The sequence below is a fragment of the Bacillus pumilus genome (assembly GCF_900186955.1).
Classification (GTDB): Bacteria; Bacillota; Bacilli; order Bacillales; family Bacillaceae; genus Bacillus; species Bacillus pumilus.
The window spans coordinates 2332989-2358521 of the sequence record NZ_LT906438.1 but is presented as its reverse complement, the minus strand read 5'-3'; the positions used below and the strand labels follow the sequence as shown (position 1 = coordinate 2358521).

Genomic DNA, 25533 nt, shown 5'->3' with positions numbered 1-25533 from the left:
TAGAAGTGGACACATGAGCATCTGGGTTGTACTAAAAGATCTATTATTGTTTTTTAGAGATAAGAAAAGCTTTTTTACACTTTTTTTTATGCCTATTATATTGATTGCTATTTTAGGTGCAGCATTTGGAGATAACATGAAGAAAGATAGTGAAGTCAAGATCAATTCATTTCGTGTAGGAATAACAGATCAAGATAAGTCCACTACAAGTAAGATGTTTCTTTCAACATTGTCTAAGAGTGAACTCAGTGACATATTTGAGGTGAAGGTCACCTCGAAAAATCAATTAGAGAAAGATCTAAATAGTAGAGACATTACAATGGGCATAATCATCAAGCCGAATTTTGAAAAAAGTCTATTAAATCACGATCATGTGCAATTGGATATTTTGAGAGGACCTAATTCGGATTTACAGGAAATGGTTCTTCAAAATGTGGTTTTGCAATTCTTTCAACATTATCATATGAATCGTATTCTGGTGCCGTTGAATCAAGGTAAAGAAGTGGAAATTGTGTCTGATCAACTGAAAAAAGAACTGGTGAACGAGAGGAATATCCATATCAACAGCCAGCCGATTACGTCTTTCCAATACTACGCAGGCGGGATGGGTGTGCTTTTTTTATTAATGACAGTTGTTTTTCTAGTTGGAAGTATGATAGAGGAAAAAGAGGAAGATGTTTATAAAAGGCTGATTGTATCAAAATTAAGTAATACTAGTTACATCGTTGGGAAGTTATTGGGTATTGTTTTGATGAGTATGATTCAACTTGCGGTCATTATTTTATTTACTAGCTTTGTCTTTAAAGTGAACTGGGGAGAGCCTTTTACTGTTGTTATGATCGGATGTAGTTTTATATTAAATGCTGCGGGTTTCGGGGTGCTGATTGGTTCTTTTATCAATAGAGAAAAAACGTTTAACAGTGTGGGGATTTTAGGAACACAAGTGTTAGCTGCTTTAGGTGGGAGTATGGTGCCCTTATACTTATTCCCACAATGGGTAATTGATATCAGCTATTTTTTACCTAATTCTCTTGCACTTCAAATGTTTTTGAAAAGTATGGCAGGTGCTGATTTTAGTGAAATTCAAAGCGGGTTTATACTAAGCTGCGGGATGGGACTAGTTTTCTTCATCACTGCTTTAATTAGAATGTCTTTTGAAAGGAAGCATCGCTATGCATAAAATATCAGCCATTATTTCTTTAAAGCTAAAAGAAACATTAAAGTCCCCATTGACGCTCATTTTTTTATTTATTATGCCAATTGTATTTAGTTTTATCTTTGGAAGTACCGCATCTGATACAAAGAAACCAACAGTTGCATTTATTCTAGAGTCCAGTCAAGGTAAACTTGATCAAGAAATTTTTCAAATTCTCGAAAAAAACACCAAATTCCTCTGGGTAAAGGCGACTGAAAGCGATGCAAAAGATTTAGTATCTGAAGAAAAGGTCATTGCGTCTGTGAAAGTCGCAAACCCGTTAAAGTCCCATCTGAAAGATAAAGAGATTTTTGATGTGACAGTTTATAAGAAAACTGAGGAATATGCAGTCTTATCTCCCTATTTAAAAGAGACAGCGACCATCATTTATCAAATCAATCAGGGTGTGAAAGAGCAGAAAAGTGTTTCTCTCACCAATGCTTTAAACAAGTTAAATGAATCTGGCACCATTTCATTGGTTGAAACAAGTCAGCAACCGAATTTAATACCGCTTGGCTTTACTATTATGTTTATGATGTTTGCGATTTCAAGCTCTGTATCATCCATTCATTTAGAGTATAAAGATTATACATGGCAAAGATTGCTTTCAAGTCCCATCCAGAAAATATCTGTGCTATTGGGCTATTTCATAGCTTATTTTCTTCTTGGATGGATACAATTGGGTGTTCTTCTGACCGTCTTATTACTATTCTTCAATGTATACTTAGGAAACTTTATGCTTATTTTAGTGTTTGGATCATTCGTTATTGGTCTTGTTGTGAGTTTAGGTTTTATGATTGCAACCTTATCTCATACAAAAAAGCAAGCTGAAGTATTTAGTGCCATTATCATTGTAGGAACTTGCATGCTAGGCGGTATTTATTGGCCATTAGATATCGTTCCAGACATGATGAAGAAGATCTCGTTGGCTATACCGCAAACATGGATGATGTCTGGTTTTGGTGAGATTATGAGCGGTACTGTCAATCACACTATCTTATTATTTGACATAACAATTTTAGCTGCTTTTACAATTGTCTTTATGGTGATTGGTTTGAAAAATATCCGCACCTATTAATCACTTTTCATTCCATTTTAGTTTTTTATTCATGCGTACTCTTCAAAATGATATGATAGACGACAACATCTGATGGAGAAAGGATTGGATACACTTGAACTTTCACAATAAAACCGTCATCATCACAGGCGCGTCCAATGGAATTGGTGAAATGATCGCCTGGGGCTATGCAAAAGAAGGAGCGCGAGTGGTGCTTGCAGATATAGATGAAGAGAAGGGGAAGCGATTGGAGGAAGAGCTAAAAAAAGAATCGTTAGAAGCTTATTTTAAGAAAACAGATGTGACGCAAGAAACGGATATTCAGCACTTAATGTCGTTTGCGGTGGAGCGCTGTAAAACGATTGATATTCTCATTAATAATGCTGGTGTCATGTGTACCGTGTCGCCTTATGAATTAACGATCGATGAGTGGGATCGTGTGTTACAAACGAACCTAAGAGGGACTTTTTTATGTGCAAGAGAAGCAGCACGTTATATAAAAGAAAATCCAAAAGGCGGTTCTATTGTGAACATTTCATCTACCCGCGCGACCATGTCAGAGCCAAATACAGAAGCATATGCTGCATCAAAAGGCGGAATATCTGCGTTGACCCATGCCTTAGCGACTTCTTTTAGTCCGGATCATATCACGGTGAATAGCATTTCACCTGGATGGATTGAAACGAAGGATGAGGAGAATCTTCGAGAGATCGACCATCAGCAGCATCTTTCCAATCGAGTCGGCACGCCAAATGATATTGTGAAGGCTTGCTTTTATTTAACCGATGAGGATAATCAATTTGTGACTGGCACAGATTTAGTCGTTGATGGTGGCATGACCAGAAAAATGATCTATGCTGATTAGCTTGAAAAAAACGTTGACGCTGTGATCAAGGCGCAGTACAATATGTAACAATTCAGCTGAAGATTGTGATGAAATAAAGACATAGCGCTAATAGAGAAGAGTACATCATGAACCGTCCCGCACAGAGAACTCCGTGAAGCTGAGAAGGAGCCGGGCAGCATGATAGAACCAAGCCTCTTAGCTCTGCACCGGATTCCTTCGGATGGTGGTGCGGCGACATTCTCCCGTTACAGAGATGGGTTCATGATGACCTGCTAAGGTTCATTTGGTAACAGATGAATAAACTGAGGTGGCAACGCGGAGTAAATCCCGTCCTCAAGACAGAAATGTCTTGGGGACGGGATTTTTTTATGACAAATAGGGGGAAAAGTGATGAAAAAACATTGGCGGAATATGAGTTTGCTACTTGGAGCCATCGGAATTGCGAACATAGGAGAATGGATTTATATGATTGCGCTCCATCTACTCATTTTTCAAGAAACGGGCTCTGTGCTTGCTGTAACGGCTGTCTATATGATGAGACCAGTTGCTTCTCTTTTGACAAACAGCTGGTCTGGCAGTTTGATTGATAGGTTGAATCAGCGGAAAGCGATGATCAGCTTAGATATCAGCCGGGCAATCTTGATCGCATGTATACCCTTTGCGTTACTTTCAGGACATCTGCTTACCCTGTATGTGATGGTGTTTCTTATTCAAATGGCACAAGCGATGTTTCATCCAGCTTCGATGGTCTATATGACAGGATTGATCCCAGCGAATAACCGAAAACGGTTTAATGCCATTCGCTCATTATTACAATCGGGTGGATTTTTACTTGGACCCGCTGCAGCAGGTCTGCTTTTTTTAATCGGTACACCTGTTTTTTCAATTTATATCAATGCGATTTGTCTATTGGTATCTGCTCTGTTCACGATGTGTTTACCGAATTTGCTCAAACAAGATGCTAACCAAAAGGGCTTTACCCTTTCAATGTTAAAAGAGGATGCGAAGCTTGTTCTTCGGTTTAGTTTGACATCACACCAAGTTATGGCGGTGTATTTGTTATTTAGTGCCGCTATCACGGTACTTCCTACTGCCATTGACTCTCTTGAAACTGCCTTTGCAAAAGAAGTGCTGCTCCTAACTGATACACAATATGGTCTTCTTGTGAGTATAGCTGGGGCAGGCATTATCGCAGGGGCAGGTCTCAATTCGGTGATTGTGGAAAGGCTGCCTGTTTCGATCATGCTAGGGATTGGCAGTTTGTTTGTGGCATGTGGCTATCTCATTTATGCTTTTTCCAGCACATTGTTTGCAGCCGCTGTTGGATTTTTTATATTAGCATTCTTTTTAGCTTTTGCGAACACAGGTTTTATGACTTTCTATCAAACGAATATCCCGGTAGAGGTGATGGGGAGGGTAGCCAGTTTTTATGCTTTGATTGAAGCTATTCTGACGATCATGCTGACAGGTGTCTCTGGTGGACTTGCACATGTTTTATCAATCCGAACCTCCGTTGTCACCGGGTGTGTATGTATGCTTCTTGTCTGTTTATTGCTATGTTTTGTCATCTTTCGTTCATTGACTGGCAAAAAGATAGTGCATCCTACTTAGAAAATTAAAAAAATTATGTTATGATTATTTAAGTAAGTTAATGAAATTGATGAGAAAAGGAGTCTTACACATGAAAGCACTACGCTGGCACGATCAAAAGGACATTCGACTAGAGGAAATTGATGAACCAAAAGTTGCTCCAGGAAAAGTGAAACTGAAAGTAAAATGGTGCGGCATTTGTGGTAGTGATTTACATGAATATCTAGGAGGACCTATCTTCATTCCAGTGAATGAACCTCATCCACTGACAAAAGAAAAAGCCCCTATTACACTGGGACATGAATTTTCTGGTGAGGTTGTTGAAGTAGGAGAAGACGTCAGCAATTACAAAGTAGGCGATCGAGTGGTTGTTGAGCCTATTTTTGCAACTCACGGACATCAAGGTGCTTACAACTTAGATGAAAACATGGGCTTTTTAGGACTTGCCGGAGGCGGCGGTGGATTCTCTGAATATGTATCTGTCGATGAAGAATTACTTCATTTATTACCAGACGAAATTTCATATGAGCAAGGGGCACTTGTAGAGCCTTCAGCAGTTGCTTTATATGCGGTTCGTTCTAGTAAAGTACAAGCTGGCGATACAGCGGCTGTGTTTGGTTGCGGACCAATTGGCTTGCTTGTTATTGAAGCATTAAAAGCAGCTGGTGCTACTGATATTTACGCAGTAGAATTATCTAAAGAACGCCAAGAAAAAGCGAAAGAGCTTGGAGCGATCATTGTTGATCCTTCTCAATATGAAGATGTTGTTCAAGAAATTGCACGCCGTACAAACGGTGGCGTCGATGTTTCTTTTGAAGTGACAGGTGTACCTGTTGTATTGAAGCAAGCAATCCAATCAACTAGAATTTCAGGTGAAACAGTCATTGTGAGTATTTGGGAAAAAGGCGCAGAAATTATGCCAAATGACATTGTCATTAAAGAACGTACAGTCAAAGGAATTATCGGCTACAGAGACGTATTCCCATCTGTATTAAACTTAATGAGAAAAGGCTATTTCTCTGCTGATACGCTCGTCACAAAGAAAATCAAGTTGGATGATGTGATCGAAGATGGTTTCCATGCATTAATCAATGAAAAAGATCAAGTGAAAATTTTAGTTAGTGCTGAATAGTAAGACAACGAAGGGGAATGGCAAAAGCCATTCTCTTTTTTATCGTCCAAGAGATCTTCCGTACACGCTGACTCGTTTCTCTAATAAAGCAAAAGCTAGTTCAAAGAAAATGCTCAGCAGCCAATAGATCAACGCAGATACGAGGTATGTTTCTAAAAACTGATAGCCATCATTTGCAATAATCCGGGAAATCCCCATGATTTCAAGTACTCCAATTGTAAACGAAAGAGAGGTGGCTTTTAATAGCTGAATGAGCTGATTGCCTAAGTTCGGCAGGGCTACCACAAATGCCTGTGGCAAAATAATGCGCATCATTGCTTGGCGTGTCGTCATCCCCACAATTTTTGCTGCTTCAAGCTGCCCTTTGTCTACCGCAAGAAGTGCACTCCGAACAACCTCTGTTAAATGGGCGGCTGAATGGAGGCTGAATGTAATAAGGGCAACAGCTAATGGGGAGACCATATCTGGATGAAAGGTCAGCCCGAATGTATCGTTCACTTTGGTTAGAACAAAAGGAAGTCCATAAAAGAAAGCGAACAACTGAACAATAAGAGGTGTTCCTCTAAAAAAGGAGACATAAAGCGTCACAAGCTGCCTGAGTACAGGAATGCGAAAGAGACGAATGAAAGCAAAAACAGATCCAATCATTAGGCTTACAGCCATGGAAACGAGTGCAATCAATAAAGTAAAAGGAACGCCTTTTAGAATAAGAGGTACTTGGTCAATCGCAAATGGAATATCAATGGTTTGCATCAAAATTGCCTCCTTAACGTGACAGGCTGGTGCGGCCTTTTACAAATTTCCTTTCAAGCAGCATGGTGATCAGTTCAATACTCATACAAATGAGCCAATACACAATCGCAATGATCACATACACCTCAAACATACCGATTCCGTAGTTATTTCCTAAGATGATCTTCACCTGTCCCATGATATCAATGAGCCCGATTGTAAAGGCAATCGCTGTGTCTTTCACGAGATCAATGGTGTAATTTCCGAGGTTCGGCAGTGCAATGAGGAAGGCCTGCGGGATAATGATCCTAATCAACGCCTGTGTATCTGTCATCCCAACAATGTAGGCGGCCTCGAGCTGATCCTTCCCGACAGATGAATACGCACTGCGAAAGACTTCAGATAAATAAGCGCCCGTATGTAAAGAAAACGTCATCATTACAAATAGCACACGATCCCAATGATTGATTTGAATCCCTGCCACAAGCAAAAGCTGAGGCAGGCCAAAATAAATCAAGAAAAGCTGAACAATTAAAGGCGTACTCCGTGTAAAAGATAAATAAATAACAGCCAATTGCTTCAGTACTGGGATTTGTTTGATACGAATACATGCAAATAGCAAGCCGATGATGATGGCAAAAAACAATGACACGATAATAATGAAAAAAGTGAGTGGCAGGCGTTCAAGCACCTGTAAAAAAATGCGCAGCCAATCTCCAGCTGTAAACGTCATGACGCTTCCTTCCTTTCTTCATTTTGATCGCCTTGCTCTGAGATGTCATCAATATCTTGAAAGAAATCAACCCCAAACCACTTTTTCGCCAGCTTAGGCAGTGTTCCATCATCAATCATCTCTTGGGTGATTCGGTCCAAATCTTCTGCAAGCTGCTTCTCGCTTGGCTGTAAGACAAGATAGATAGGCTCCTTTGACACAATGCCGCCAACTCTGACCTTCAGGTTTAAATGCTTTTGAATGGTATCAAAGGTTGAAATGTTCATAAATGCTGCATCTGATCGTCCGCTTTCAACGCGCTTTAAGTTAAGTTCATTTGAAGGGCTCTCAATAGTCGTCAGCGGAATATCCGGATCATGTTCTTTATTATATTGATTTAAAATCGAACGCAAGCCTCCGCTAGGGCTGACAGGAGCCAGCTTTTTAGATGTCATATCATCAAGCGATCGAATCTCTTTGTCTGATTCATTCACAATTAAACCTGTCATCGAATAACCATACGGAACCTTAGGGTAAAGGAAACGCTTTTCACGTTCAGGATTACTAAAAAACCAATTAGCCGCCATTTCAAACTTCCCTGCGCCTACACCAATTAAATTCGATTCTTCCTCGCCAAAAATGTAATCAAAATGTACGTGAGGAAGTCTATTTTCCACTTCATTTAAATAATCAATGTTATAGCCAATCGGTTCGTTTCGGTCATTTGTTGCTAAAAAGGGTGGATTGACCTCTGCACTCAGTGCGACTTTTACAATTTTTCTGCCATCGTCGGTCGTGGTTTTCACACTGCTGCAGCCCATCAGAGAAAGAAAAAGCAGAAGGACACCGGACATCATGAATGCTGTCTTTTGTTTCATTTGTCTTTCTCCGATTCTTGCCACATGCCGCGATGAATTCTTGATAAAAATTGTTTCGTTCGTTCATGCTGTGGCTTCAATAGGACGTCTTCTGGTGAGCCTTTTTCAACGATTTCGCCATCTGCCATAAAGATCACCGTATCCGCCACGTCCTTTGCAAAAGAAATTTCATGCGTCACAATGACCATTGTCATGCCTTGACTTGCAATATCTTTGATCATTTCTAGAATTTCTCCTACCATCTCTGGGTCCAGTGCCGACGTAGGTTCATCAAACAAAAGCACTGAAGGGTTCATCGCAAGTGCGCGGGCTATACCAATTCGCTGCTGCTGACCGCCGGATAATTCACTCGGAAATGCATCTTTTTTATGAAGCAGTCCAATCCGCGTTAAAAATTGCTCCCCGACCTTTTCAGCTTCTTTTTTAGACATGTTTTGAGACACGATCAATCCTTCTGTAATATTTTCAAGTGCTCGTTTATTCTGAAACAAGTGATAATGCTGAAACACCATGGAGGATTGCTGCCTGAGTTTTAGCAGATCTTTTTTATGATATCGTTCAAATTGAATCGTGGCTTCACCAACCGTCAGCTCACCTTTGTCTGGAATATCGAGGCTGTTTAAGCTGCGAAGAAGTGTTGTTTTTCCTGACCCGCTCGGTCCAATAATGGCGACCACTTCACCTTCTTGTACGGTGAAATCAATGCCTTTTAACACATGGGTCTGCCCATAAGATTTATGTAGATTAGTAGCTGAAATCATAAAAGCATCACGTTCCTTTGACATATGTACTTAATATTGATAAAATTTAACACATTAAATCCTATAAGTAAAGTGTGTTTTATTTATTCCGATTGGAAAAATCAGATATCATAGATTGTGAGATATAGAGGAGTTGGATACGTTTTGTCTAAAGCATTATTTGTCGATACCGATTTTCAAAAAACATGGCTCAATCAACTGGAATCTCTTCGTGAAACGATCGAACAAACGGCAAAAGAACATGATGAAGGCGCTTATTTTCCTGAAAAAAATATTGAATCATTAGTAGAGATGGGCTATACGACGTTGTCTCTTCCTGCTGAATACGGAGGCGGAGGTCAATCTGTCACGGATATGGTTCTGTTTCAAGAGACGCTCGGCAGTATGGACGGAGCAACTACTTTATCAATCGGCTGGCACCAAGGGGTTGTAGGCGAAATTTACGAAAAGAAACAATGGAATGAGCAGCAGCTACAATTCTTTGCGGAAGAAGTGAAGAAGGGCGCCCTTGTCAACCGTGCCGTGAGCGAGGCGCAGACAGGCAGTCCAACAAGAGGCGGGAAGCCTGGGACAACAGCCACTAGATCAGGTAATGAGTGGATCATCAATGGACGTAAAATTTTCACAACGATGTCACCAGCACTTACATACTTTTTAGTCGGCGTATGGATCGAGGAAAAAGAGGCCATGGGCTTCTTCTTAATTCATCGTGAGACAGAAGGTGTTTCAATAGAAGAAACGTGGAATGTTGTGGGCATGAGAGGAACTGAAAGTCATGATTTAATCTTAGATCAGGTGAAGGTTTCAGATGACATGCTTGTGGAGGTGCAAAAAGGGCCGCGGGGTGTTACGCTAAATCCTTGGATTGCACATATTCCTTCCTGCTATTTAGGGATTGCGCAAGCGGCAAGAGACTATGCTGTTCAGTATGCCATCACCCACTCACCGAACAGCATCAGTGGAACGATTAGTGATCTGCCAAATGTCCAAACACTGATTGGCGAAATCGACTTACTATTAAAGCAAGCACGCCACGTCATCTACTCAACGACCACTTTGTATGAAAAGCCAGAGAAAAGAGAGCTGTTAATCAATGAATTTGGTGCTGTAAAGCATACCGTCGTTAATCACAGTTTGCAAGTTGTCGATAAAGCTATGCGTTTAGTGGGTGCGAAAAGCTTAAGCCTAGACTGTCCACTGCAGCGCTACTATCGAGATATTCGTGCCGGGCTCCATAACCCGCCAATGGACGATATGACGATATCAAAAATGGCGAAACAGGCCATTCAAGAGAAAAAAGAGAGCTAATATATAGAGCAAAAAGCCGGATATAAACCGGCTTTTTTTATTTGAAAGAAAAGAGGACAAGCGTACCTTATATCCCATCGCTTAAGCATGCTACAATCATGGAAATCATGAGAAAAGGAGCGATTGTTTTGAAGAAAAAGTATATAAAATGGCTGTTTTCTAGCATCATGCTGATGGCACTTTGTATCAGCCAGCCTTCATCAACTGAAGCAAGATCACCAGCGTGGTCAGTAGATGAATTCTTTAAAAATCGGGAAGGCACGTTTGTGATTCAAGAAGTAAAAGAAAAGTCACCTTGAGTGTATAACAAAAAAAGAGCGAAAGAGCGCTTTGCACCTCAATCGACATTTAAGGTAACAAATGCCTTAATCGGACTCCAAACGGGCGCAGTGAGAGATGAATATGACATCAAATATTGGGATGGAGTAAAAAGAGAGATTGAGAGCTGGAACAGGGATCATACATTAGGATCTGGGATGAGAGATTCAGTCGTCTGGTACTATCAAGCCATGGCGCGTGACATTGGAGAAGAACGCATGAATCATTGGGTGAAAGCCATTCATTATGGGAACAAAGACATATCTGGCGGAATCGATCAATTTTGGTTAAGCAGTACCCTGCGAATTTCTCCAATCGAACAAGTTCGTTTCCTCAAACAGCTATATGAAGAGACTCTTCCATTTGACCTAACTGTCATAAGAACAGTCAAACGAATGATGGTACAAGAAGAAGAGAAACACGCCACCCTATACGGAAAAACAGGCTCGGGATCAGGTATCGGCTGGTACGTAGGCTTTATCAAACATGAAAATAAAACCTACATTTTCGCCACAAATATCGAAGGCACCGGCATAGAAGCAAAAGACATCACCTATCGCATTTTGAAAAAATATCATTTGATGGAAGCATCCGTTTAGGGTGCTTTTTTACAATTGAAAAAGGGGATATATTGATAAGTTGATGATATATGGTTTAGTTTGAAAGTATGGTATATTTATAGAAAAATATTGAAATTGACTAGAAATAAAATATCTCTTCTTAAGCAATTATTTAGGAGATACAAGAGGTAGAATTTTTAACAAAATTAAATTGAGTGTTTTGACCAAAGAATCTATCGCAGATATCGAAAAAGATACAACAAATAAGTTGATTAAAATCTCATTAGGAGGCTTATAAGAAGTGTATTTGAAAAATATACAATTAATGTCAGATGATGATGATGGGAACTTAGCAAGCCAATCCCTTTGTGTGACAGAAATGTTTTTATGGGAATTAGGGAAAAGAATTCAAACGAAAGATTGTGAGGCCATTGTTTTGATATGTGGCTCATTTAAAGACTACAAATTAATGAGTACCTCAAAAGAAGAACCTAACATGTTATTTTTAAAAAATACCTATGAGCTAGAAGTACCCCTCAGTTATAGTGAATTTGAAAATGCAGTAAATAAGAAAGAGATCTTAGCTGATACTTTAGAAAAAGCGATGCTCTATCTATGTGAACTGAAAAATTGGGACAGTCAGCTAGTCAAAGCGGCATTTCAAAAAATGAAAGAAAAGGAATACAAAGCGGAGATAAAAGGAAAACAAACCAAACTTAGTCCCGATAAAAAAAAGAAAGCATATCCTCTGATCGAGTTAGATCTAAAGCAGTTTACTCTCTATCTTGTCATTGAAGACAATAAAAGAAATATCTTATCTAAAAAATTAATTGCTAAAACCGATACTTATTTAGAAGAAATTTCTTATCACATGCGAGAGCTTAAGTGGCTAAATGATCATGAAGTGGCACTATTCAAACATACAAATAAACCTGTTTATACAAGTGTACGGTTATCGTGATAAAGCAAAATGAGAATAGCATAACACTTGTGGAAATCAAGAACGCAACTTACAAAGGAGTGTATGTTTTTAATGGGTTTTTGGGAAGAAGGACATAAGAAAAAGAACATCATTATTGGTGATGAAGATTAGATAATTTTGAAGAAGCATCTGAACCAGGGAGAAAATCATTACCAGAAATGATTGATTTAGACGATTTGATAGAAGAGTGGCTGCTGGGAATGATAGCAAATGGAATCAATCCTTCCATTTTCTATAATCGAAATGACTCGGTTTCAATTAAAATTCAAACATTAAAAGAAGAGATAGAGGAAGAATTAAAAAACTACTAGTTCGACAAGAGTGGAGGTATTTGTTTGAAACAGCTTGAAGACTTATTTATTCGTTCAGAAAAAGAATTCAAATCCTATCAGAATTTAGTAGACCATGTGTTTGACACAAATAAGATGCTGCCACAACAAGTCTTCCGGAAGACATTTGATTGTTTTTTGTTTCAAGAGTTTGATTGGGCATTGAGTGATGATATTTTACCAACCATTAAAGAGTTATCAACTGTTACACAAGATAGAGAATTTTTGACTGCAGTCCTTCAACCAGATCCAACCGAATACTATTTGAAGGAATTTGGGTATTATAATTGGCTGAAAGCCAGTGTAAACATTACAGGTGAGAATTATGTAAATGCACTATGGATGCACCCAAAAGAGTCTATAGCAGATGATATCATAACGAATTCGTACATAGTGGTCTGGTTATCGTATTCTTTGCAGTGGGCGATTTGGGCAGATAGAGATATGGAAATTTGTATCATTGGGATGGTATCAACAAAAGATTCTGTGCAAAATAGGTTATTAAAAGAAGGCTGGAAACCACTGAATCACCCTGTTTTAGCAAATTGGCTTGAAGGATTATTGAAGGATCAAAAAACATTCGATGACTATTTCACTCAAATGCTATCTCATTATGCGTCATGTTACAAGCGGTGAAATGGAGTATCAATGACTGATGATAAACTCATCCGAAGATATGAAAGGAGCATAAGGTGAAACATTTGTTTATATCCGATCGAAAAGAATTTGAACATGTTCTATCGTTTGTTCATTCGCTTGTTCACAGTACAAAGACATTCCCTAATCAAGTGTTGAAAACGAAAACACCTCATTATTTATTCGAAGAATTCCATTGGTTGTTATCAGATGATAGCTGGGAAATGTTAAAAGGTTTAGCTTTGAATCATCATGATGACTATATACTCATGGCTGTATTAGATGAGCAGAAGAGCATGGATGATTATTATCGTAATTTTGGTTATTATCCTTGGGTGAAAATCCCGTTAAACCTCACGCCAAGTGATTACCTTGCTCTCTTAACGGATTATCCGATAGAAAGTGTAAATGATAGCATAATGGATATTGCTTCACGTGTGATATGGGTTTCCCCTTCTGCTAAATGGATCATTTATGGCGAAAGAGGTTATGAGATAGGAGTATTAGCGATTCATCAATTAGTACAAATGAATAAACAATTGTTAAAAACGTGGAGAACTTTAGATGAGATTGTATTAGGTTGGATTTCAGTTGTATATCCGAATCAAAAACTTCCTGATGATTTTAGAAAAGAACTGATTCGAAATTATAAAAATAAATAATAAATGTTACATATATCTACATGTTCTGATTTTGATACTGTAGAATATTTTTAGTTTTGTTTGATGTTTTAAATCGATGAGGTGGAGCAAGTCATGAGAATCGTATTAGCAAAAGAGGAAAATTTATTCAAAGTAAATGAATTAATAAAGAAAATCAATTTAAACGTAGAAGAGTATCATTGGGTCATAAGTGATGTGACACTCACAATGGTTCATGGTCGGAATAATCAATTTCATTCAGAAGTCAGGCCGGATTATACGTATTTTTTATTTCTGAAGGGTGAACATTTCAAAAAATTCTTACATGACTATTCTTATTCTTTTATTTTCGCTGTTTTGACCGCATTGCCTCGTCATGTAGATCATTTGAATATCAGTTCAATACCTCAAATTGAAGATAATGAACGATATTGGAACGTGAATTATACACCCGTTATCCCCCAAGCTGTGTTTGAAATCGGTTTTTTTGATTCGACAGATGTTATTTTTACAAGAGATCAGAAAATCTTAAGCGAATTTCGAAAAAAAGCGGACTTTATTTCATTTGAAGAATATTTACAAACTCCGTGACATGATTCGTTAGGAGAAATGAGATGTTTAGTAGTTTAGAAAGATGGATCGAATGCAGCTACCGTCCTCATAGAATATGGAACCTGTACAATGAACTACTTGAAGAATTTGATACAAATGCAAATTGTCTATTTAACATAAAAGTCTAGATGAGATTTTAGAAACAATGAGAGATTGGGGAAAGGTCCATGAAAATCAGCCGTGATAAACAAGATTTATTCGATGATTTAAAACAACGTTATCAATACTTATTAGATTCAGCTTATCCAGATGAGATCGTCTCTTTTGAAGAAGAAACTGGTATATGTTCAGATGATTTTTATATGTTTTTTTCACTTGTTGCAGGCAGCTTAAGTTATGTGATCGATCATAAACGAATACCGAAAAAACAGTTAAACGTGCTACGTCAGTCATTTGAAGAGCAATATCCCCAAATCAAATCGTATCAACAGATCCTTGAATCGTACCCTTTATTGCATTCCTATGTTCAATACCATGAAGAAACAAGAAAACGAATGATTGCACTTATACAATAACCTCTTGGAGGACAAATGATGACATGGTTTTTAAATGAAAAAGTCCAGAAGCAAATCCCTGATTTCGATATCAGTCTTCTAAAGCAAATCAATGAATTTCACTACTTTAAAGAGTATAATGAACATTACGACTTGATCAACTGTATTGTTCTTTCTACACATCCCATATGAATCCCCGAATCTACAAGCAGACATTCATCTAAAATTCACCAATGTCGCTTCTGTTCAAATCAAAAATTTGGAGTTAACAAACGATGATTCAAGTCGTATCAAATGAATCGGGCTAGTCTCTCTACATATGTGCGAATGATACTTCCCCATCCCAACATAGAAAGGTGCAATGACATTGAATCGAATGATGAAATGGCTTTTATTTGCGGCAGTCATCGCTGGCTTATTGGTATGCGCATTCTTTGTGTTCCGTTTAAACCAGCCTAAGCCGACGACGAACATCCATTATGCAGACACACAAAACAAACAGCAAACACTCGATATGTACATGCCAAAGGGAAAAGATGAAGGCAAAAAGAAGAAGCATCCAGTCATGATCTATCTCCATGGCGGCGGCTGGACAGGCGGCGATAAGAATAGAGTCGCTTCAAAGGCTGATTATTTTACCGGTCAAGGGTATGTGTTTGTTTCGATGAATTATAGGCTTCACCCTGATGCCAACTATGAGCAGATGGCAGATGATACGGCAAACGCCATTAAATGGGTCAAGGATCATGCAGATGAGTATCTAATTGATTCATCAAAAATCAATGTCATGGGTCACTCAGCGGGCGGTCATTTAACGGCACTGGTGGCCACAGATTCGACTTACTTAAAACGTGTGGGGCTGTCGCCAAAAACGATCAATTCTATCGTGATTTTAGATGGGCCGTTAAACATCAATCAATTTATCCAAGCCATTCCATCGTATAAAAAAGTATTTGGTAAACAGGAGAAGAGCTGGACAAAGGCATCACCTGTCACTTATATGAATCAAGCGAATGTACCGCCTGTTTATTTGGTCACGGGGTGGGAAAATCCTGAGGTGTATCGATTTGCAGAAAAACTGAATCATGATAAAGGTTCTAAGTTTGTCTTTCGGGTCCATTCGCTGAGCCACAGTGATTTAAATAAATGGTTTGGATCAGACAGAGCGCCAAAAGAAGCACAAAAAATGACAGAGTCTGTTATGACATTTGTGAACAAACAAAATCAATAACAAAGACTGTATGCTCGACAATCCATTTTGCCGCAGTATATGATAAAGCGTAAATGGTTTGTACCAAAGGAGTGTATGTTGTTGTCATCACGTATGGAAAATAAAGTGTTCAATTGCGAAAAAGAGCTGACGCTAAATATTATCGGCGGTAAGTGGAAAATGCTGATTTTATGGCACCTGGGCAGAGAAGGGACAAAACGGTTTGGTGAGCTAAAGTCGTTAATGCCTGGGATCACGCAAAGAATGCTTGTCAATCAGCTAAGAGAATTAGAGGAAGATCACATTGTGCATCGGGAGGTTTATCCTGTCGTTCCGCCAAAGGTTGAGTATTCCCTGACAGAACTAGGAGAAAGCTTAATGCCGATTTTAGAGTCGATGTATGATTGGGGAAGACAGTATCTCGACAGCAATTTTTTAAAAGATGATAAATAGTAATACATGCAAAAGATACTGGTCGAAAGACAGTATCTTTTTTGTAACCATATGCGAAAAAGTATAGTATGTAAAAAAAAGTGCGTACTTGGATTGCTTCCATCCTGTTGTTATACTCATTTCATCGTTCAAGAAGCCCTATTCACGTAGCTCTTGAAGATGAGATGAAAAAACGGGAGTGAACGTTCATGAAATTACAATTAGCATTAGATTTAGTGAATATACCAGAAGCGATTGAGCTCATCAAAGAAGTAGAAGGATCGATCGATGTAGTCGAAATTGGAACACCTGTTGTGATCAACGAAGGCTTGCGTGCCGTCAAAGAAGTCAAACAGGCATTTCCAAACTTACGTGTACTCGCTGATCTGAAAATTATGGATGCGGCCGGCTATGAAGTGCAGCAGGCATCCGAAGCTGGAGCAGATATCGTGACCATTCTTGCAGCGGCAGAAGATATGTCCATTCAAGGAGCGGTGAAAGAAGCGAAAGCAAGAGGGAAACAGATTTTAGTTGATATGATTGGTATCAAAGATATCGCTGGCCGGGCAAAAGAGCTGGATGAGCTTGGAGTCGATTACATTTGTGTGCACACAGGCTATGACCTGCAAGCGGTTGGACAAAACTCATTTGCTGACCTTATGACCATTAAACAAGTCGTCAAACAAGCGAAAACAGCCATTGCAGGCGGAATTAAGCTTGATACGTTACCTGAAGTCGTGAAATTAAACCCTGATTTGATCATTGTCGGCGGCGGGATCGCAAGCCAGGACAATAAAGCAGAAGTGGCCGCACAAATGAAGCAGCTGATCGCACAATCATGAAGACCAGTGACTATGTGAAAGCCATTTTGAATGAGCTTTCTGAGCACTCGCCCGCTATTCAAGACGATCAAGCAGAGCGGCTTGTCTCAAGCCTTTTAACTGTAAGAAAGGTCTTTGTGGCAGGTGCTGGCAGGTCTGGTTTGATGGGAAAATCATTTGCCATGAGACTCTCGCATATTGGAGTCAAGGCTTATGTGGTCGGTGAGACCAATACACCTTCCTTTACAGAAGAAGATCTCTTGATTGTTGGGAGCGGATCTGGCCGTACAGAGACCTTGCTTGTCCTTGCAAAAAAAGCAAAAGCAATTGGCGGAAAAGTGGCATCTTTCACGCTTTCTGCTGAGTCACCTCTAGCTGATCAATCGGATCAAGTCATCTTACTGTCAGGTGCGCCGAAGGATCAACAGGAAGGAAGCCATCATACCATTCAGCCAATGGGCTCGCTATTTGAGCAGTCCCTTCTTCTGACATACGATGCGGTCATTTTGCGGTTAATGGAAATGAAAAAGCTCGACACACAGACAATGTACGGGCATCATGCAAATTTAGAATAGTCATTTTTAACGCCTTTCCTTTCTTAGAAGGAGGGGCTTTTTCATTTTCATCAAGCTCAGAATCTTGACATCAATCATTTGTTGTAACTATAATTGTTACATCGTTAAAGAAAAAGCGTAAACACGGAAGGAAGATGAAGATGAAAGTACAAATCTGGTCAGATATCGCCTGTCCTTTTTGTTATATAGGAAAAAAACAACTAGAAACAGCGCTTGAACAATTCCCTCAAAAGGAACAGGTAGAAATCGAGTTTAAAAGCTTTGAGCTTGATCCACATGCACCTGCTCAGGTCGATTTTGATGTCCATGATATGCTCGTCAAAAAATATGGGATGAGCCGCAGCCAGGCCATGGCGATGAATGAGCAGGTGAAGCAGGCCGGCAAAGAGAAAGGAATCGATTTTCAATTTGATCCACTCGTGTTGACAAACACCTTTGATGCCCACCAGCTGGCGCAATATGCTGGTCAAATGGGAAAAGGCGATTTCGTCATGGGAGAGCTGTTTCAAGCTTATTTCACAGATGGAAAGCATGTTGGTGATCGTCAAACCCTTTTAGATATTGCAGAAAAAGCAGGTCTTGATTTGCAGGAAGTACAGCAAGTTCTAGGCGGCGAAGAGTTTGCAGATCATGTCCGAAAAGACGAACAAGAAGCGAGACAGCTTGGTATCAATGCTGTTCCGTTTTTCTTGATCAATGGCAAATATTCAGTGGCAGGTGCACAGCCAGCCGATACCTTCCTGCGTGCACTTGAAACGGCTTGGACAGAAGAAGCAGCTCAAGCTGAGAAAGAGGCTGCCAATTCATTTGAAGCAGCATGTGCAGATGGCGTATGCGCAGTGCCTGCCCCTAAAGAAGAGATCTAACCATATAAAAAATGAGCCTTCTCCAAAAAGGGCTCATTTTTTTCTTGCATTCATTTGTTTGATCGTTTCACCTGGAACCAATTCAGGTTCGTAAAAGGTTTGATGAGGGAGATTCTTCTTCCCTTGCACCTTTTTAATCATCCAGTCTGCTGCATCCCGGCCCATTTGCTCCTGAGGGTGCGTCAGTGTTGTCAGCTTCACATGGGCATTTTTCTGGGCAATATACGAATTATCCTGTCCAATAATGGAAAGATCCTCTGGAATGGACAGACCGATGTCACTGCATACATTGGCAACTTCTAATCCAACCTCATCGTTATAGCAAACAAGGGCAGTCAGCTCATGCTGATGCTTTAATAAGAAAGTTTTAATATCATCCCCCAAATGCTGCTTCGATTCTGTATCGAAAAAGAGTACGTGCTCAGGCAGGAAATTAAGCTTGGCTTCACCGAGCGCTTGAATATAGCCCTTCATTCGGTACTTTCCCTGTAAATCATCTGTTTTTGAGATCAGGCCGATTTGCTGATGTCCCGAGGTGATCAGCTCTTTTGTGGCTAAATAGCTGGACTTCACATCATCCAAACAGAGAAAAGGGACCTCTAACTGCTCATAATAGGCATTGATCATAATGAGCGGTACATCCTGTTCTTTAAAAGATAGGTAGTACGAGATGTTCGGGTTGTATAAATTGCTTTTCGTCGGCTCGACAATGAGTCCGTCCACACCAAAGGACAGCATCATTTCGAGCGCTTTTTTCTCCTGTTCTACATCATTATTCGTACTCGCCAGTAACAAAGAATAGTTCTCTTCGTTTAATCGGCTTTCAATGCCTCGAATGATGGAAGGGAAAATGTAATCGGATATGTATGTCGTGATAACCCCAATCGTTCTCATATGCGTATGTCCAGCAGGCTTTGTTTGATATTGATTGGTCACAAATGTGCCTGAACCCTTTTCACTTCGCAAAAACCCTTCACTCGACAATTCTAAGATGGCCTTTCGAACCGTATGCCTGCTCACTTGATACATCTCCTGCAGGCTTGATTCAGTTGGAATACGTTCCCCGATCCGGTAATCCCCTGTGAGTATTTTGCTTTTTATATCATCGATAATGATCTGGTACTTCTTTTTCATCGTTTCACTTCTTTCTCAGTTGATCATCTACTCGGATTGAGAAGAAATTGTATGGACATATTTTAACATGGTTGTCGAATCAAAAACAGGCGCTTCCCCTTTCTGTCGTACCAGCTTTAGAAAAGTGTAGGTTTTTGTCATATTGTGTATGTACAACTATATTTATTATTGACATATGTACGTACAAATATTATATTGTGAATGTGCACAGAGAATCAATGAATCTAGAAAACGAAAATTGAAACCGTTATCATTCATGGAGGTGAACGCAGAATGAATCATGAAGAGACGACCAAAGCCTTAAAAGAAGGACGGACATCTTTAGGGATTGAATTTGGTTCAACACGAATTAAAGCCATTTTAATAGATGAAGCGTTTCAGCCAATTGCCCAAGGTGCATTTGAGTGGGAAAGTTCTCTCCAGGAAGGAATTTGGACGTACAACTTAATTGATATCATTACAGGTCTTCAAGTAGCGTACCGAGAGATGAAAGAGCAAGTCGAGCAAAGGTATGGCGTGACCATTCAAACCATTGGCTCAATTGGGGTATCAGCTATGATGCATGGCTATGTGGCATGTGATCATACAGGAGAGGTCCTCGTTCCGTTTCGCACATGGCGGAATGCAACAACCATTGAGGCGAGTCAAAAACTGACGGATGTCTTCCAATTTCATATTCCAGAAAGATGGAGCATTGCCCATTTGTATCAAGCCATATTAGAAGAGGAAAAACATCTTTCCCGTTTAGAATATATGACCACTCTATCAGGATACATTCACTGGCTTTTAACAGGAAAGCAGGCCATTGGCATTGGAGATGCATCTGGCATGTTCCCAATTGATGAACAAACGAAAGATTACAATGAAGAAATGCTCCATCAATTTGAAGACTTGATCGCAGAAAAAGGCTATCCGTGGAAGCTCCGTCACCTTCTGCCGCGTGTTTATTTAGCCGGCGAGGAGGCTGGCGTGTTAACGGCAGCAGGAGCAGCCATTTTAGATCAAGGCAAACATTTGCGGCCAGGCATTCCATTTTGCCCCCCGGAAGGTGACGCCGGAACGGGCATGGTGGCAACAAACAGTGTAGAAAAACGGACAGGGAACATTTCAGTTGGGACATCTGTTTTTGCCATGATTGTGCTAGAGCAGGAGCTAAAGGGTGTGTATCCAGAAGTGGATATGGTCACAACGCCGGACGGACTGCCAGTCGCAATGGTTCATGCGAACAACTGTACAAGTGACTTAAATGCTTGGATGAATATCTTTAGAGAGGCATTTGACGCACTAGGCGTGCAAGTGTCGTCAGGAAAGGTATACGAAGCCTTATTGCAGCAGGCGTTAGAAGCAGATCGAGATGGCGGCGGACTCTTAAGCTATGGCTATTATTCTGGTGAAAATATTACAAGACTGCCAGAAGGAAGACCTCTTTTTGTCAGATCAGCTGAAAGCCGCTTTAATCTGGCTAACTTCATGCGTACCCATCTTTTTTCTGCTTTTGGCGCAATGAAAATAGGGATGGATCGCTTAAAAGAACAAGAACAGGTTGTGATTGATCGTTTATTAGCACATGGAGGGTTATTTAAAACACCGCTCGTTGGTCAAAAAATGGTGGCGGCAGCGCTTGATACACCTGTATCAGTCGTTTCCACTGCGGGAGAAGGCGGTGCGTTTGGAATGGCTGTCCTCGCTTCCTATATGGTCCATCATCAAAAGCAAACATTGGCTGAATTTCTCACGCATCAAGTGTTTGCCCATACATCAGAAGAACTGATAGAACCCGATCCGCTTGATGTCAAAGGCTTTGGCGAATTTTTAAAGCGCTATCAAGACGGCCTTCCGATTGAAGAGGCGGCAGTAGCACATCTGATGCCAAAGAAAGGAGTGACAACCGTATGCTAGAACGCTTAAAAGAAGAAGTATACGAAGCCAATTTAGATTTACCGAAATATGGACTTGTGAAATTCACATGGGGCAATGTCAGTGCGTGTGATCGTGACAGCGGTCTATTCGTTATTAAGCCTAGCGGTATAGCGTATGACCAATTATCAGCTAAAGACATGGTTGTGGTCGACTTTGACGGTGAAGTAGTGGAAGGGGAATACAGCCCTTCATCAGATACAGCAACACATGCTGTCCTTTACAAACACTTTGAGGAAATTGGCGGTATTTCACATAGCCATTCCATGTGGGCAACCGTTTGGGCGCAGGCAGGTCTCGATTTACAGGCAATGGGCACAACACATGCCGATACATTTTACGGCGCTGTTCCGTGTGCTCGATTTCTGACAGAAGATGAAGTGAATCGTGGTTATGAGGTAGAAACGGGCCGGCTAATCATCGAAACGTTTGAGAAAAGAAACCTAGATGTGATGGCGGTGCCGGGTGTATTGCTGCAAGGCCACGGTCCATTTACGTGGGGGAAAGATGCAAAAAGTGCGGTCACAAACAGTGTGATTTTAGATGAAGTTGCCAAAATGAATTTGTTCGCAAAGCAATTAAATGAATACGCAGAACCTCTTCCGCAGCGAATTTTAGATAAACATTACTTAAGAAAACACGGCGAACATGCGTATTACGGACAAAAACCTTCAAGATAAAGAAAAGAGGGATATCTATGTTAACAAGTCAACATAAAGAATGCTGGTTTATTGTCGGATCACAGCATTTATACGGAGATGAAGCACTGCAGAAAGTAAAAGCAGATGCACAAAAAATGACGGATGCCTTAAATGAGAGCGGTTTACTTCCTTATCCAGTGATCTTGCAGGAGCTAGCTGTCAGCGCGGATCAAATCACAAAGCTGATGAAAGAGGTCAATTATCGTGATGAAGTTGTCGGCGTCATGACGTGGATGCATACATTTTCACCGGCAAAAATGTGGATACGCGGGACCAATCTTTTGCAGAAGCCTCTTTTGCATCTTGTCACACAGTATTATGAAAAGATTCCGTGGGACACGATCGACATGGACTATATGAATCTTCATCAATCTGCCCATGGAGACAGAGAATATGGCTATATCAATGCACGTTTAAATAAACAAAATCAAATTGTTACCGGTCATTGGTCTAAGCCGGATGTGCAGCAGCAAATCGCTGAATGGATGGACGTGGCAGCTGCCTATCATGAAAGCTTTCAGATCAAAGTGGCTAGGTTTGGTGACAACATGCGCCACGTGGCTGTAACAGAAGGTGATAAAATCGAAGCCCAGATTCAACTAGGGTGGACCGTTGATTACTTTGGCATAGGCGATCTCGTCGAATATGTGAGTGCAGTAGAAGAAGCAGAGGTAGATGCATTATTTGCGGAGTATTTAACGCAATATGATGTGGATTATGGAACGTATTCAGTTGAAGATTGGGAAAAAAGTGTTAAGGTGCAAGCGCGCTATGAAATCGCTATCAAACGCTTTTTAGATGAAGGCGGGTACAATGCCTTTACGACAAACTTTGAAGATTTACATGGAATGAAGCAGCTGCCAGGACTTGCGGTACAGCGGCTAATGGCAAAGGGATATGGCTTTGCGGGGGAAGGCGATTGGAAAACTGCTGCGCTGGACCGGTTATTAAAAGTGATGAGTCATCATCAATCCACTGGTTTTATGGAGGACTACACGTATGAAATGACCTCTGGACAGGAAGCAGTGCTGCAATCTCATATGTTAGAAGTAGATCCGGCGCTCGCCCATACGAAACCTGTCATTGTCGTATCTCCACTTGGAATCGGAAACAGGGAAGATCCAGCTCGCCTTGTGTTTGATGGAAAAGCAGGGGAAGGTGTTGTTGTTTCTATTGCTGACTTTGGAACTCATTTCAAATGGCTCATACAAGAAGTCGAAGCCTTTGAGCCGGAGGAAGCAGCACCTCATTTACCGGTTGCACGTGTGCTCTGGAAAATCAAGCCGAATTTTCAGGACGGCGTCAAAGCATGGATTAAGCAAGGTGGGGGTCATCATACAGTCGTATCCCTCAATTTAACGGTTGATCAAATTGTTCATTTTGCAAAGCTTGTGAGTGCAGAATATGTGGTTTTATAGAAGGGTGAAAGGTCTTCTACTGAGTGCAGTAGAAGCACGGGATGAAATGAAAGCGGTTAATTAAGTGAGGGGGTCATCCACTTGGAGAAAAAAGTGTCAAGCAAATTTATTTTCTTTTTCGGATCCTTTGCAGGCATCTTATTCGGATATGATATTGGTATTATTGCAGGGGCAGAAGGACATATTCAGCAAGAATTTCAGCTCAGCCCATTATGGCTTGGAATTGTCGTCTCTTCATTAATGGGCGGGGCGATTATCGGCTCCATTTTAAGCGGTCTGTTAGGGGATAAATTTGGTCGCAGAAAGCTTATTTTGATCTCATCCGTTATCTTTTTTGTCGGAGCGATCGGATCAGCTATCGCACCAGAAGAGATTTCATTAACCATTGCACGTATCTTTTTAGGAACAGCCGTAGGAACAGCTTCATCTTTGGTGCCGGCATACATGTCTGAAATTGCTCCTGCTAAAATTCGCGGGAAATTGTCTGGGCTCAATCAGCTCATGATCGTGAGCGGACTATTGCTGAGCTATATTGTTGCATTTGTGTTTGAACCTGTTCCAGACAGCTGGCGCTGGATGCTCGGTAGTGCCGCTTTATTTGCCATCGTACTTTATATTGGGATGCTGAAACTTCCTGAATCTCCGAGATATTTAATTAAGCACGGAATGCCTCATAAAGCACGAGAGGTATTAGGATCACTACGCTCTTCTCGTGAAGAAATCGAAGAAGAGATGCAGGAAATTTTAGAAGTCGCAAAAGAAGAACGCTCTGGTATTCGTGAATTGTTCCAAAAGAAATTTAGAATGGCTCTTTTCATAGGGGTTGGGATGGCGACCCTTCAGCAAATACAAGGCGCGAACTCCATAGTGTATTATGCAACGAGTATTGCTCGGAATGTAGGCCTTGCACCTCAGGTTGCCGCAGGTTTTACAGTCATTGTCGGTGTCATTTTTGTCGTCACCACCGTGATCTTTTTACAATTTGTCGACCGGTTCGACCGCCGAACGATTCTCACCGTAGGGGGAACGGGCATGGCCCTTTCTTTCTTTGCACCAGCCGCATTAGGTGCACTTGGCGTGAGTGAAGGGATTTTAAACTGGGTGACATTGATTTCGCTTTGCTGCTTTATCTTGTGCTACGCCTTCTCATGGGCACCGATCACGTGGATCATCATCGGCGAAATCTTCCCGCTTTCTGTCAGAGGTATCGGCGCAGGTATTTCATCTGCCTTTAACTGGACGGGATCGTTAGCCGTTGGACTCGTGTTCCCTATCCTGGCAGATAAATTCAGCTTTGGGGTCATTTTCTCCTCATTTGGTGTCATCTGCTTAATCGGACTATTGTTCACCCGCTTTGTACTAGTTGAAACAAAAGGAAGAAGCTTAGAGCAAATCGAAACCGATATGGCAGCACGAGTATAAAGAAAACCCTCTATCCCATGTGGATAGAGGGTTTTTTACTCAAGCGTCTGTTTTAGCTCATCTGGCAATAAATCAATCAATTGATCATAAGAAGATAAATCCAGCACTTCAAGCAGCGCATAATATTTTGCATAAACCTCACTCAGCTGATCAGGATGATTCGTTTCATATCGATTCAAATGCAATTGAGTCAGTTCAAGTGCAATGTCCAGCTTGTTTCGTTCGATTGGTTGTGTCGTATTGATCATATCGT

Annotated in this window: 27 protein-coding genes and 1 pseudogene; 22 read left to right on the top strand and 6 right to left on the bottom strand. The window is 40.6% G+C overall.

Features of this window, described 5'->3' with window-relative positions:
- The first annotated feature begins 13 nt into the window (after window positions 1-13).
- From CKW02_RS12115 to CKW02_RS12095, 5 genes are all read left to right on the top strand, one after another.
- A complete protein-coding gene (locus CKW02_RS12115; protein ID WP_003216633.1) occupies window positions 14-1180 on the top strand; it encodes an ABC transporter permease in 1167 nt (388 codons plus the stop codon).
- Window positions 1173-2273: an ABC transporter permease gene (locus CKW02_RS12110; RefSeq protein WP_003216482.1), complete on the top strand. Its 1101-nt coding sequence runs from the start codon at window positions 1173-1175 to the stop codon at window positions 2271-2273. The genes CKW02_RS12115 and CKW02_RS12110 overlap by 8 nt, the downstream gene beginning before the upstream one ends.
- A gap of 94 nt (window positions 2274-2367) precedes the next feature.
- Window positions 2368-3117 (top strand): glucose 1-dehydrogenase, encoded by a 750-nt coding sequence (locus CKW02_RS12105; protein ID WP_003216289.1) that lies wholly within the window; start codon window positions 2368-2370, stop codon window positions 3115-3117.
- A 372-nt stretch (window positions 3118-3489) separates the two neighbouring features.
- The gene (locus CKW02_RS12100) at window positions 3490-4710 is read left to right on the top strand and encodes an MFS transporter (protein ID WP_003216560.1); all 1221 of its coding nucleotides are present in this window, start codon (window positions 3490-3492) and stop codon (window positions 4708-4710) included.
- Between the two features lie 70 nt (window positions 4711-4780).
- Complete coding sequence (locus CKW02_RS12095; protein ID WP_003216411.1) at window positions 4781-5821, top strand: 2,3-butanediol dehydrogenase; 1041 nt, start codon at window positions 4781-4783, stop codon at window positions 5819-5821.
- Window positions 5822-5860: 39 nt separating this feature from the next.
- Here CKW02_RS12095 and CKW02_RS12090 read toward each other — a convergent pair whose 3' ends face one another.
- From CKW02_RS12090 to CKW02_RS12075, 4 genes are read right to left on the bottom strand one after another with little or no spacing between them, the layout of a single operon-like run.
- Entirely contained in the window at window positions 5861-6574 is a 714-nt protein-coding gene (locus tag CKW02_RS12090) for an amino acid ABC transporter permease (RefSeq protein WP_003216312.1), read from the bottom strand.
- 13 nt (window positions 6575-6587) lie between these two features.
- The gene (locus CKW02_RS12085) at window positions 6588-7286 is read right to left on the bottom strand and encodes an amino acid ABC transporter permease (RefSeq protein ID WP_003216763.1); all 699 of its coding nucleotides are present in this window, start codon (window positions 7284-7286) and stop codon (window positions 6588-6590) included.
- The gene (locus CKW02_RS12080) at window positions 7283-8143 is read right to left on the bottom strand and encodes an amino acid ABC transporter substrate-binding protein (protein WP_003216702.1); all 861 of its coding nucleotides are present in this window, start codon (window positions 8141-8143) and stop codon (window positions 7283-7285) included. Before CKW02_RS12080 ends, CKW02_RS12085 begins: the two co-directional genes overlap by 4 nt.
- The gene (locus CKW02_RS12075; protein ID WP_034620634.1) at window positions 8140-8904 is read right to left on the bottom strand and encodes an amino acid ABC transporter ATP-binding protein; all 765 of its coding nucleotides are present in this window, start codon (window positions 8902-8904) and stop codon (window positions 8140-8142) included. Before CKW02_RS12075 ends, CKW02_RS12080 begins: the two co-directional genes overlap by 4 nt.
- A 144-nt stretch (window positions 8905-9048) precedes the next feature.
- Between CKW02_RS12075 and CKW02_RS12070 the strand changes: the two genes are divergently transcribed.
- From CKW02_RS12070 to CKW02_RS12010, 13 genes and pseudogenes are all read left to right on the top strand, one after another.
- The gene (locus CKW02_RS12070; protein WP_003216433.1) at window positions 9049-10212 is read left to right on the top strand and encodes an acyl-CoA dehydrogenase family protein; all 1164 of its coding nucleotides are present in this window, start codon (window positions 9049-9051) and stop codon (window positions 10210-10212) included.
- Between the two features lie 173 nt (window positions 10213-10385).
- A pseudogene (gene blaBPU / locus CKW02_RS12065) lies at window positions 10386-11129 on the top strand (BPU family class D beta-lactamase).
- Between the two features lie 262 nt (window positions 11130-11391).
- Window positions 11392-12051, top strand: a complete 660-nt coding sequence (locus CKW02_RS12060; protein ID WP_003216579.1) for a hypothetical protein — start codon at window positions 11392-11394, stop codon at window positions 12049-12051.
- A 356-nt stretch (window positions 12052-12407) separates the two neighbouring features.
- Window positions 12408-13037, top strand: a complete 630-nt coding sequence (locus CKW02_RS12055; protein WP_003216192.1) for a hypothetical protein — start codon at window positions 12408-12410, stop codon at window positions 13035-13037.
- 56 nt (window positions 13038-13093) lie between these two features.
- Window positions 13094-13699: a hypothetical protein gene (locus CKW02_RS12050; RefSeq protein ID WP_034620556.1), complete on the top strand. Its 606-nt coding sequence runs from the start codon at window positions 13094-13096 to the stop codon at window positions 13697-13699.
- Between the two features lie 93 nt (window positions 13700-13792).
- Window positions 13793-14269 (top strand): hypothetical protein, encoded by a 477-nt coding sequence (locus CKW02_RS12045; protein WP_003216582.1) that lies wholly within the window; start codon window positions 13793-13795, stop codon window positions 14267-14269.
- Window positions 14270-14457: 188 nt separating this feature from the next.
- A complete protein-coding gene (locus tag CKW02_RS12040; RefSeq protein ID WP_003216235.1) occupies window positions 14458-14805 on the top strand; it encodes a YxiJ family protein in 348 nt (115 codons plus the stop codon).
- Window positions 14806-14823: 18 nt separating this feature from the next.
- Window positions 14824-14976 (top strand): hypothetical protein, encoded by a 153-nt coding sequence (locus CKW02_RS20485; protein ID WP_223251147.1) that lies wholly within the window; start codon window positions 14824-14826, stop codon window positions 14974-14976.
- Between the two features lie 169 nt (window positions 14977-15145).
- Window positions 15146-16015, top strand: coding sequence for an alpha/beta hydrolase (locus tag CKW02_RS12030; RefSeq protein ID WP_003216335.1), 870 nt, complete (start codon window positions 15146-15148; stop codon window positions 16013-16015).
- Window positions 16016-16090: 75 nt separating this feature from the next.
- Window positions 16091-16447: a transcriptional activator HxlR gene (locus CKW02_RS12025; protein WP_034620552.1), complete on the top strand. Its 357-nt coding sequence runs from the start codon at window positions 16091-16093 to the stop codon at window positions 16445-16447.
- Between the two features lie 188 nt (window positions 16448-16635).
- Window positions 16636-17268 carry a 3-hexulose-6-phosphate synthase gene (gene hxlA, locus CKW02_RS12020; protein ID WP_003216301.1) on the top strand — a complete coding sequence of 211 codons (633 nt, stop codon included), beginning with the start codon at window positions 16636-16638 and terminating at the stop codon, window positions 17266-17268.
- Window positions 17265-17822, top strand: coding sequence for a 6-phospho-3-hexuloisomerase (gene hxlB / locus CKW02_RS12015; protein WP_003216741.1), 558 nt, complete (start codon window positions 17265-17267; stop codon window positions 17820-17822). Before hxlA ends, hxlB begins: the two co-directional genes overlap by 4 nt.
- A gap of 140 nt (window positions 17823-17962) precedes the next feature.
- Window positions 17963-18688, top strand: coding sequence for a DsbA family oxidoreductase (locus tag CKW02_RS12010; protein WP_003216513.1), 726 nt, complete (start codon window positions 17963-17965; stop codon window positions 18686-18688).
- Between the two features lie 33 nt (window positions 18689-18721).
- Here the strand turns inward: CKW02_RS12010 and CKW02_RS12005 are convergent, their stop codons facing one another.
- Window positions 18722-19822: a GntR family transcriptional regulator gene (locus CKW02_RS12005; RefSeq protein WP_003216759.1), complete on the bottom strand. Its 1101-nt coding sequence runs from the start codon at window positions 19820-19822 to the stop codon at window positions 18722-18724.
- Between the two features lie 273 nt (window positions 19823-20095).
- Here CKW02_RS12005 and CKW02_RS12000 point away from each other — a divergent pair, with 273 nt between their 5' ends.
- The 4 genes from CKW02_RS12000 (at window position 20096) to CKW02_RS11985 (ending at window position 25280) form a co-directional block, all read left to right on the top strand.
- Window positions 20096-21721, top strand: coding sequence for a xylulokinase (locus CKW02_RS12000; protein ID WP_003216438.1), 1626 nt, complete (start codon window positions 20096-20098; stop codon window positions 21719-21721).
- Entirely contained in the window at window positions 21715-22419 is a 705-nt protein-coding gene (locus CKW02_RS11995; RefSeq protein ID WP_003216476.1) for an L-ribulose-5-phosphate 4-epimerase, read from the top strand. The genes CKW02_RS12000 and CKW02_RS11995 overlap by 7 nt, the downstream gene beginning before the upstream one ends.
- Before the next feature lie 17 nt (window positions 22420-22436).
- Window positions 22437-23858 (top strand): L-arabinose isomerase, encoded by a 1422-nt coding sequence (gene araA / locus CKW02_RS11990; RefSeq protein ID WP_003216310.1) that lies wholly within the window; start codon window positions 22437-22439, stop codon window positions 23856-23858.
- A gap of 81 nt (window positions 23859-23939) precedes the next feature.
- The gene (locus CKW02_RS11985; RefSeq protein WP_003216253.1) at window positions 23940-25280 is read left to right on the top strand and encodes a sugar porter family MFS transporter; all 1341 of its coding nucleotides are present in this window, start codon (window positions 23940-23942) and stop codon (window positions 25278-25280) included.
- Window positions 25281-25315: 35 nt separating this feature from the next.
- On the opposite strand, the gene CKW02_RS11980 is transcribed toward CKW02_RS11985, so the two are convergent.
- Window positions 25316-25528 (bottom strand): hypothetical protein, encoded by a 213-nt coding sequence (locus CKW02_RS11980; RefSeq protein ID WP_003216677.1) that lies wholly within the window; start codon window positions 25526-25528, stop codon window positions 25316-25318.
- Between the last annotated feature and the right edge of the window lie 5 nt (window positions 25529-25533).

Bases quoted from the DNA above. Each gene is read 5' to 3' on its own strand.
- CKW02_RS12115 (WP_003216633.1), top strand. From the start codon at position 14: ATGAGCATCTGGGTTGTACTAAAAGATCTATTATTGTTTTTTAGAGAT.
- CKW02_RS12110 (WP_003216482.1), top strand. From the start codon at position 1,173: ATGCATAAAATATCAGCCATTATTTCTTTAAAGCTAAAAGAAACATTA.
- CKW02_RS12100 (WP_003216560.1), top strand. From the start codon at position 3,490: ATGAAAAAACATTGGCGGAATATGAGTTTGCTACTTGGAGCCATCGGA.
- CKW02_RS12095 (WP_003216411.1), top strand. From the start codon at position 4,781: ATGAAAGCACTACGCTGGCACGATCAAAAGGACATTCGACTAGAGGAA.
- CKW02_RS12090 (WP_003216312.1), bottom strand. From the start codon at position 6,574: ATGCAAACCATTGATATTCCATTTGCGATTGACCAAGTACCTCTTATT.
- CKW02_RS12085 (WP_003216763.1), bottom strand. From the start codon at position 7,286: ATGACGTTTACAGCTGGAGATTGGCTGCGCATTTTTTTACAGGTGCTT.
- CKW02_RS12080 (WP_003216702.1), bottom strand. From the start codon at position 8,143: ATGAAACAAAAGACAGCATTCATGATGTCCGGTGTCCTTCTGCTTTTT.
- CKW02_RS12075 (WP_034620634.1), bottom strand. From the start codon at position 8,904: ATGATTTCAGCTACTAATCTACATAAATCTTATGGGCAGACCCATGTG.
- CKW02_RS12045 (WP_003216582.1), top strand. From the start codon at position 13,793: ATGAGAATCGTATTAGCAAAAGAGGAAAATTTATTCAAAGTAAATGAA.
- CKW02_RS12040 (WP_003216235.1), top strand. From the start codon at position 14,458: ATGAAAATCAGCCGTGATAAACAAGATTTATTCGATGATTTAAAACAA.
- CKW02_RS20485 (WP_223251147.1), top strand. From the start codon at position 14,824: ATGACATGGTTTTTAAATGAAAAAGTCCAGAAGCAAATCCCTGATTTC.
- CKW02_RS12030 (WP_003216335.1), top strand. From the start codon at position 15,146: ATGACATTGAATCGAATGATGAAATGGCTTTTATTTGCGGCAGTCATC.
- CKW02_RS12025 (WP_034620552.1), top strand. From the start codon at position 16,091: ATGTTGTTGTCATCACGTATGGAAAATAAAGTGTTCAATTGCGAAAAA.
- hxlA (WP_003216301.1), top strand. From the start codon at position 16,636: ATGAAATTACAATTAGCATTAGATTTAGTGAATATACCAGAAGCGATT.
- hxlB (WP_003216741.1), top strand. From the start codon at position 17,265: ATGAAGACCAGTGACTATGTGAAAGCCATTTTGAATGAGCTTTCTGAG.
- CKW02_RS12010 (WP_003216513.1), top strand. From the start codon at position 17,963: ATGAAAGTACAAATCTGGTCAGATATCGCCTGTCCTTTTTGTTATATA.
- CKW02_RS12005 (WP_003216759.1), bottom strand. From the start codon at position 19,822: ATGAAAAAGAAGTACCAGATCATTATCGATGATATAAAAAGCAAAATA.
- CKW02_RS12000 (WP_003216438.1), top strand. From the start codon at position 20,096: ATGAATCATGAAGAGACGACCAAAGCCTTAAAAGAAGGACGGACATCT.
- CKW02_RS11995 (WP_003216476.1), top strand. From the start codon at position 21,715: ATGCTAGAACGCTTAAAAGAAGAAGTATACGAAGCCAATTTAGATTTA.
- araA (WP_003216310.1), top strand. From the start codon at position 22,437: ATGTTAACAAGTCAACATAAAGAATGCTGGTTTATTGTCGGATCACAG.
- CKW02_RS11980 (WP_003216677.1), bottom strand. From the start codon at position 25,528: ATGATCAATACGACACAACCAATCGAACGAAACAAGCTGGACATTGCA.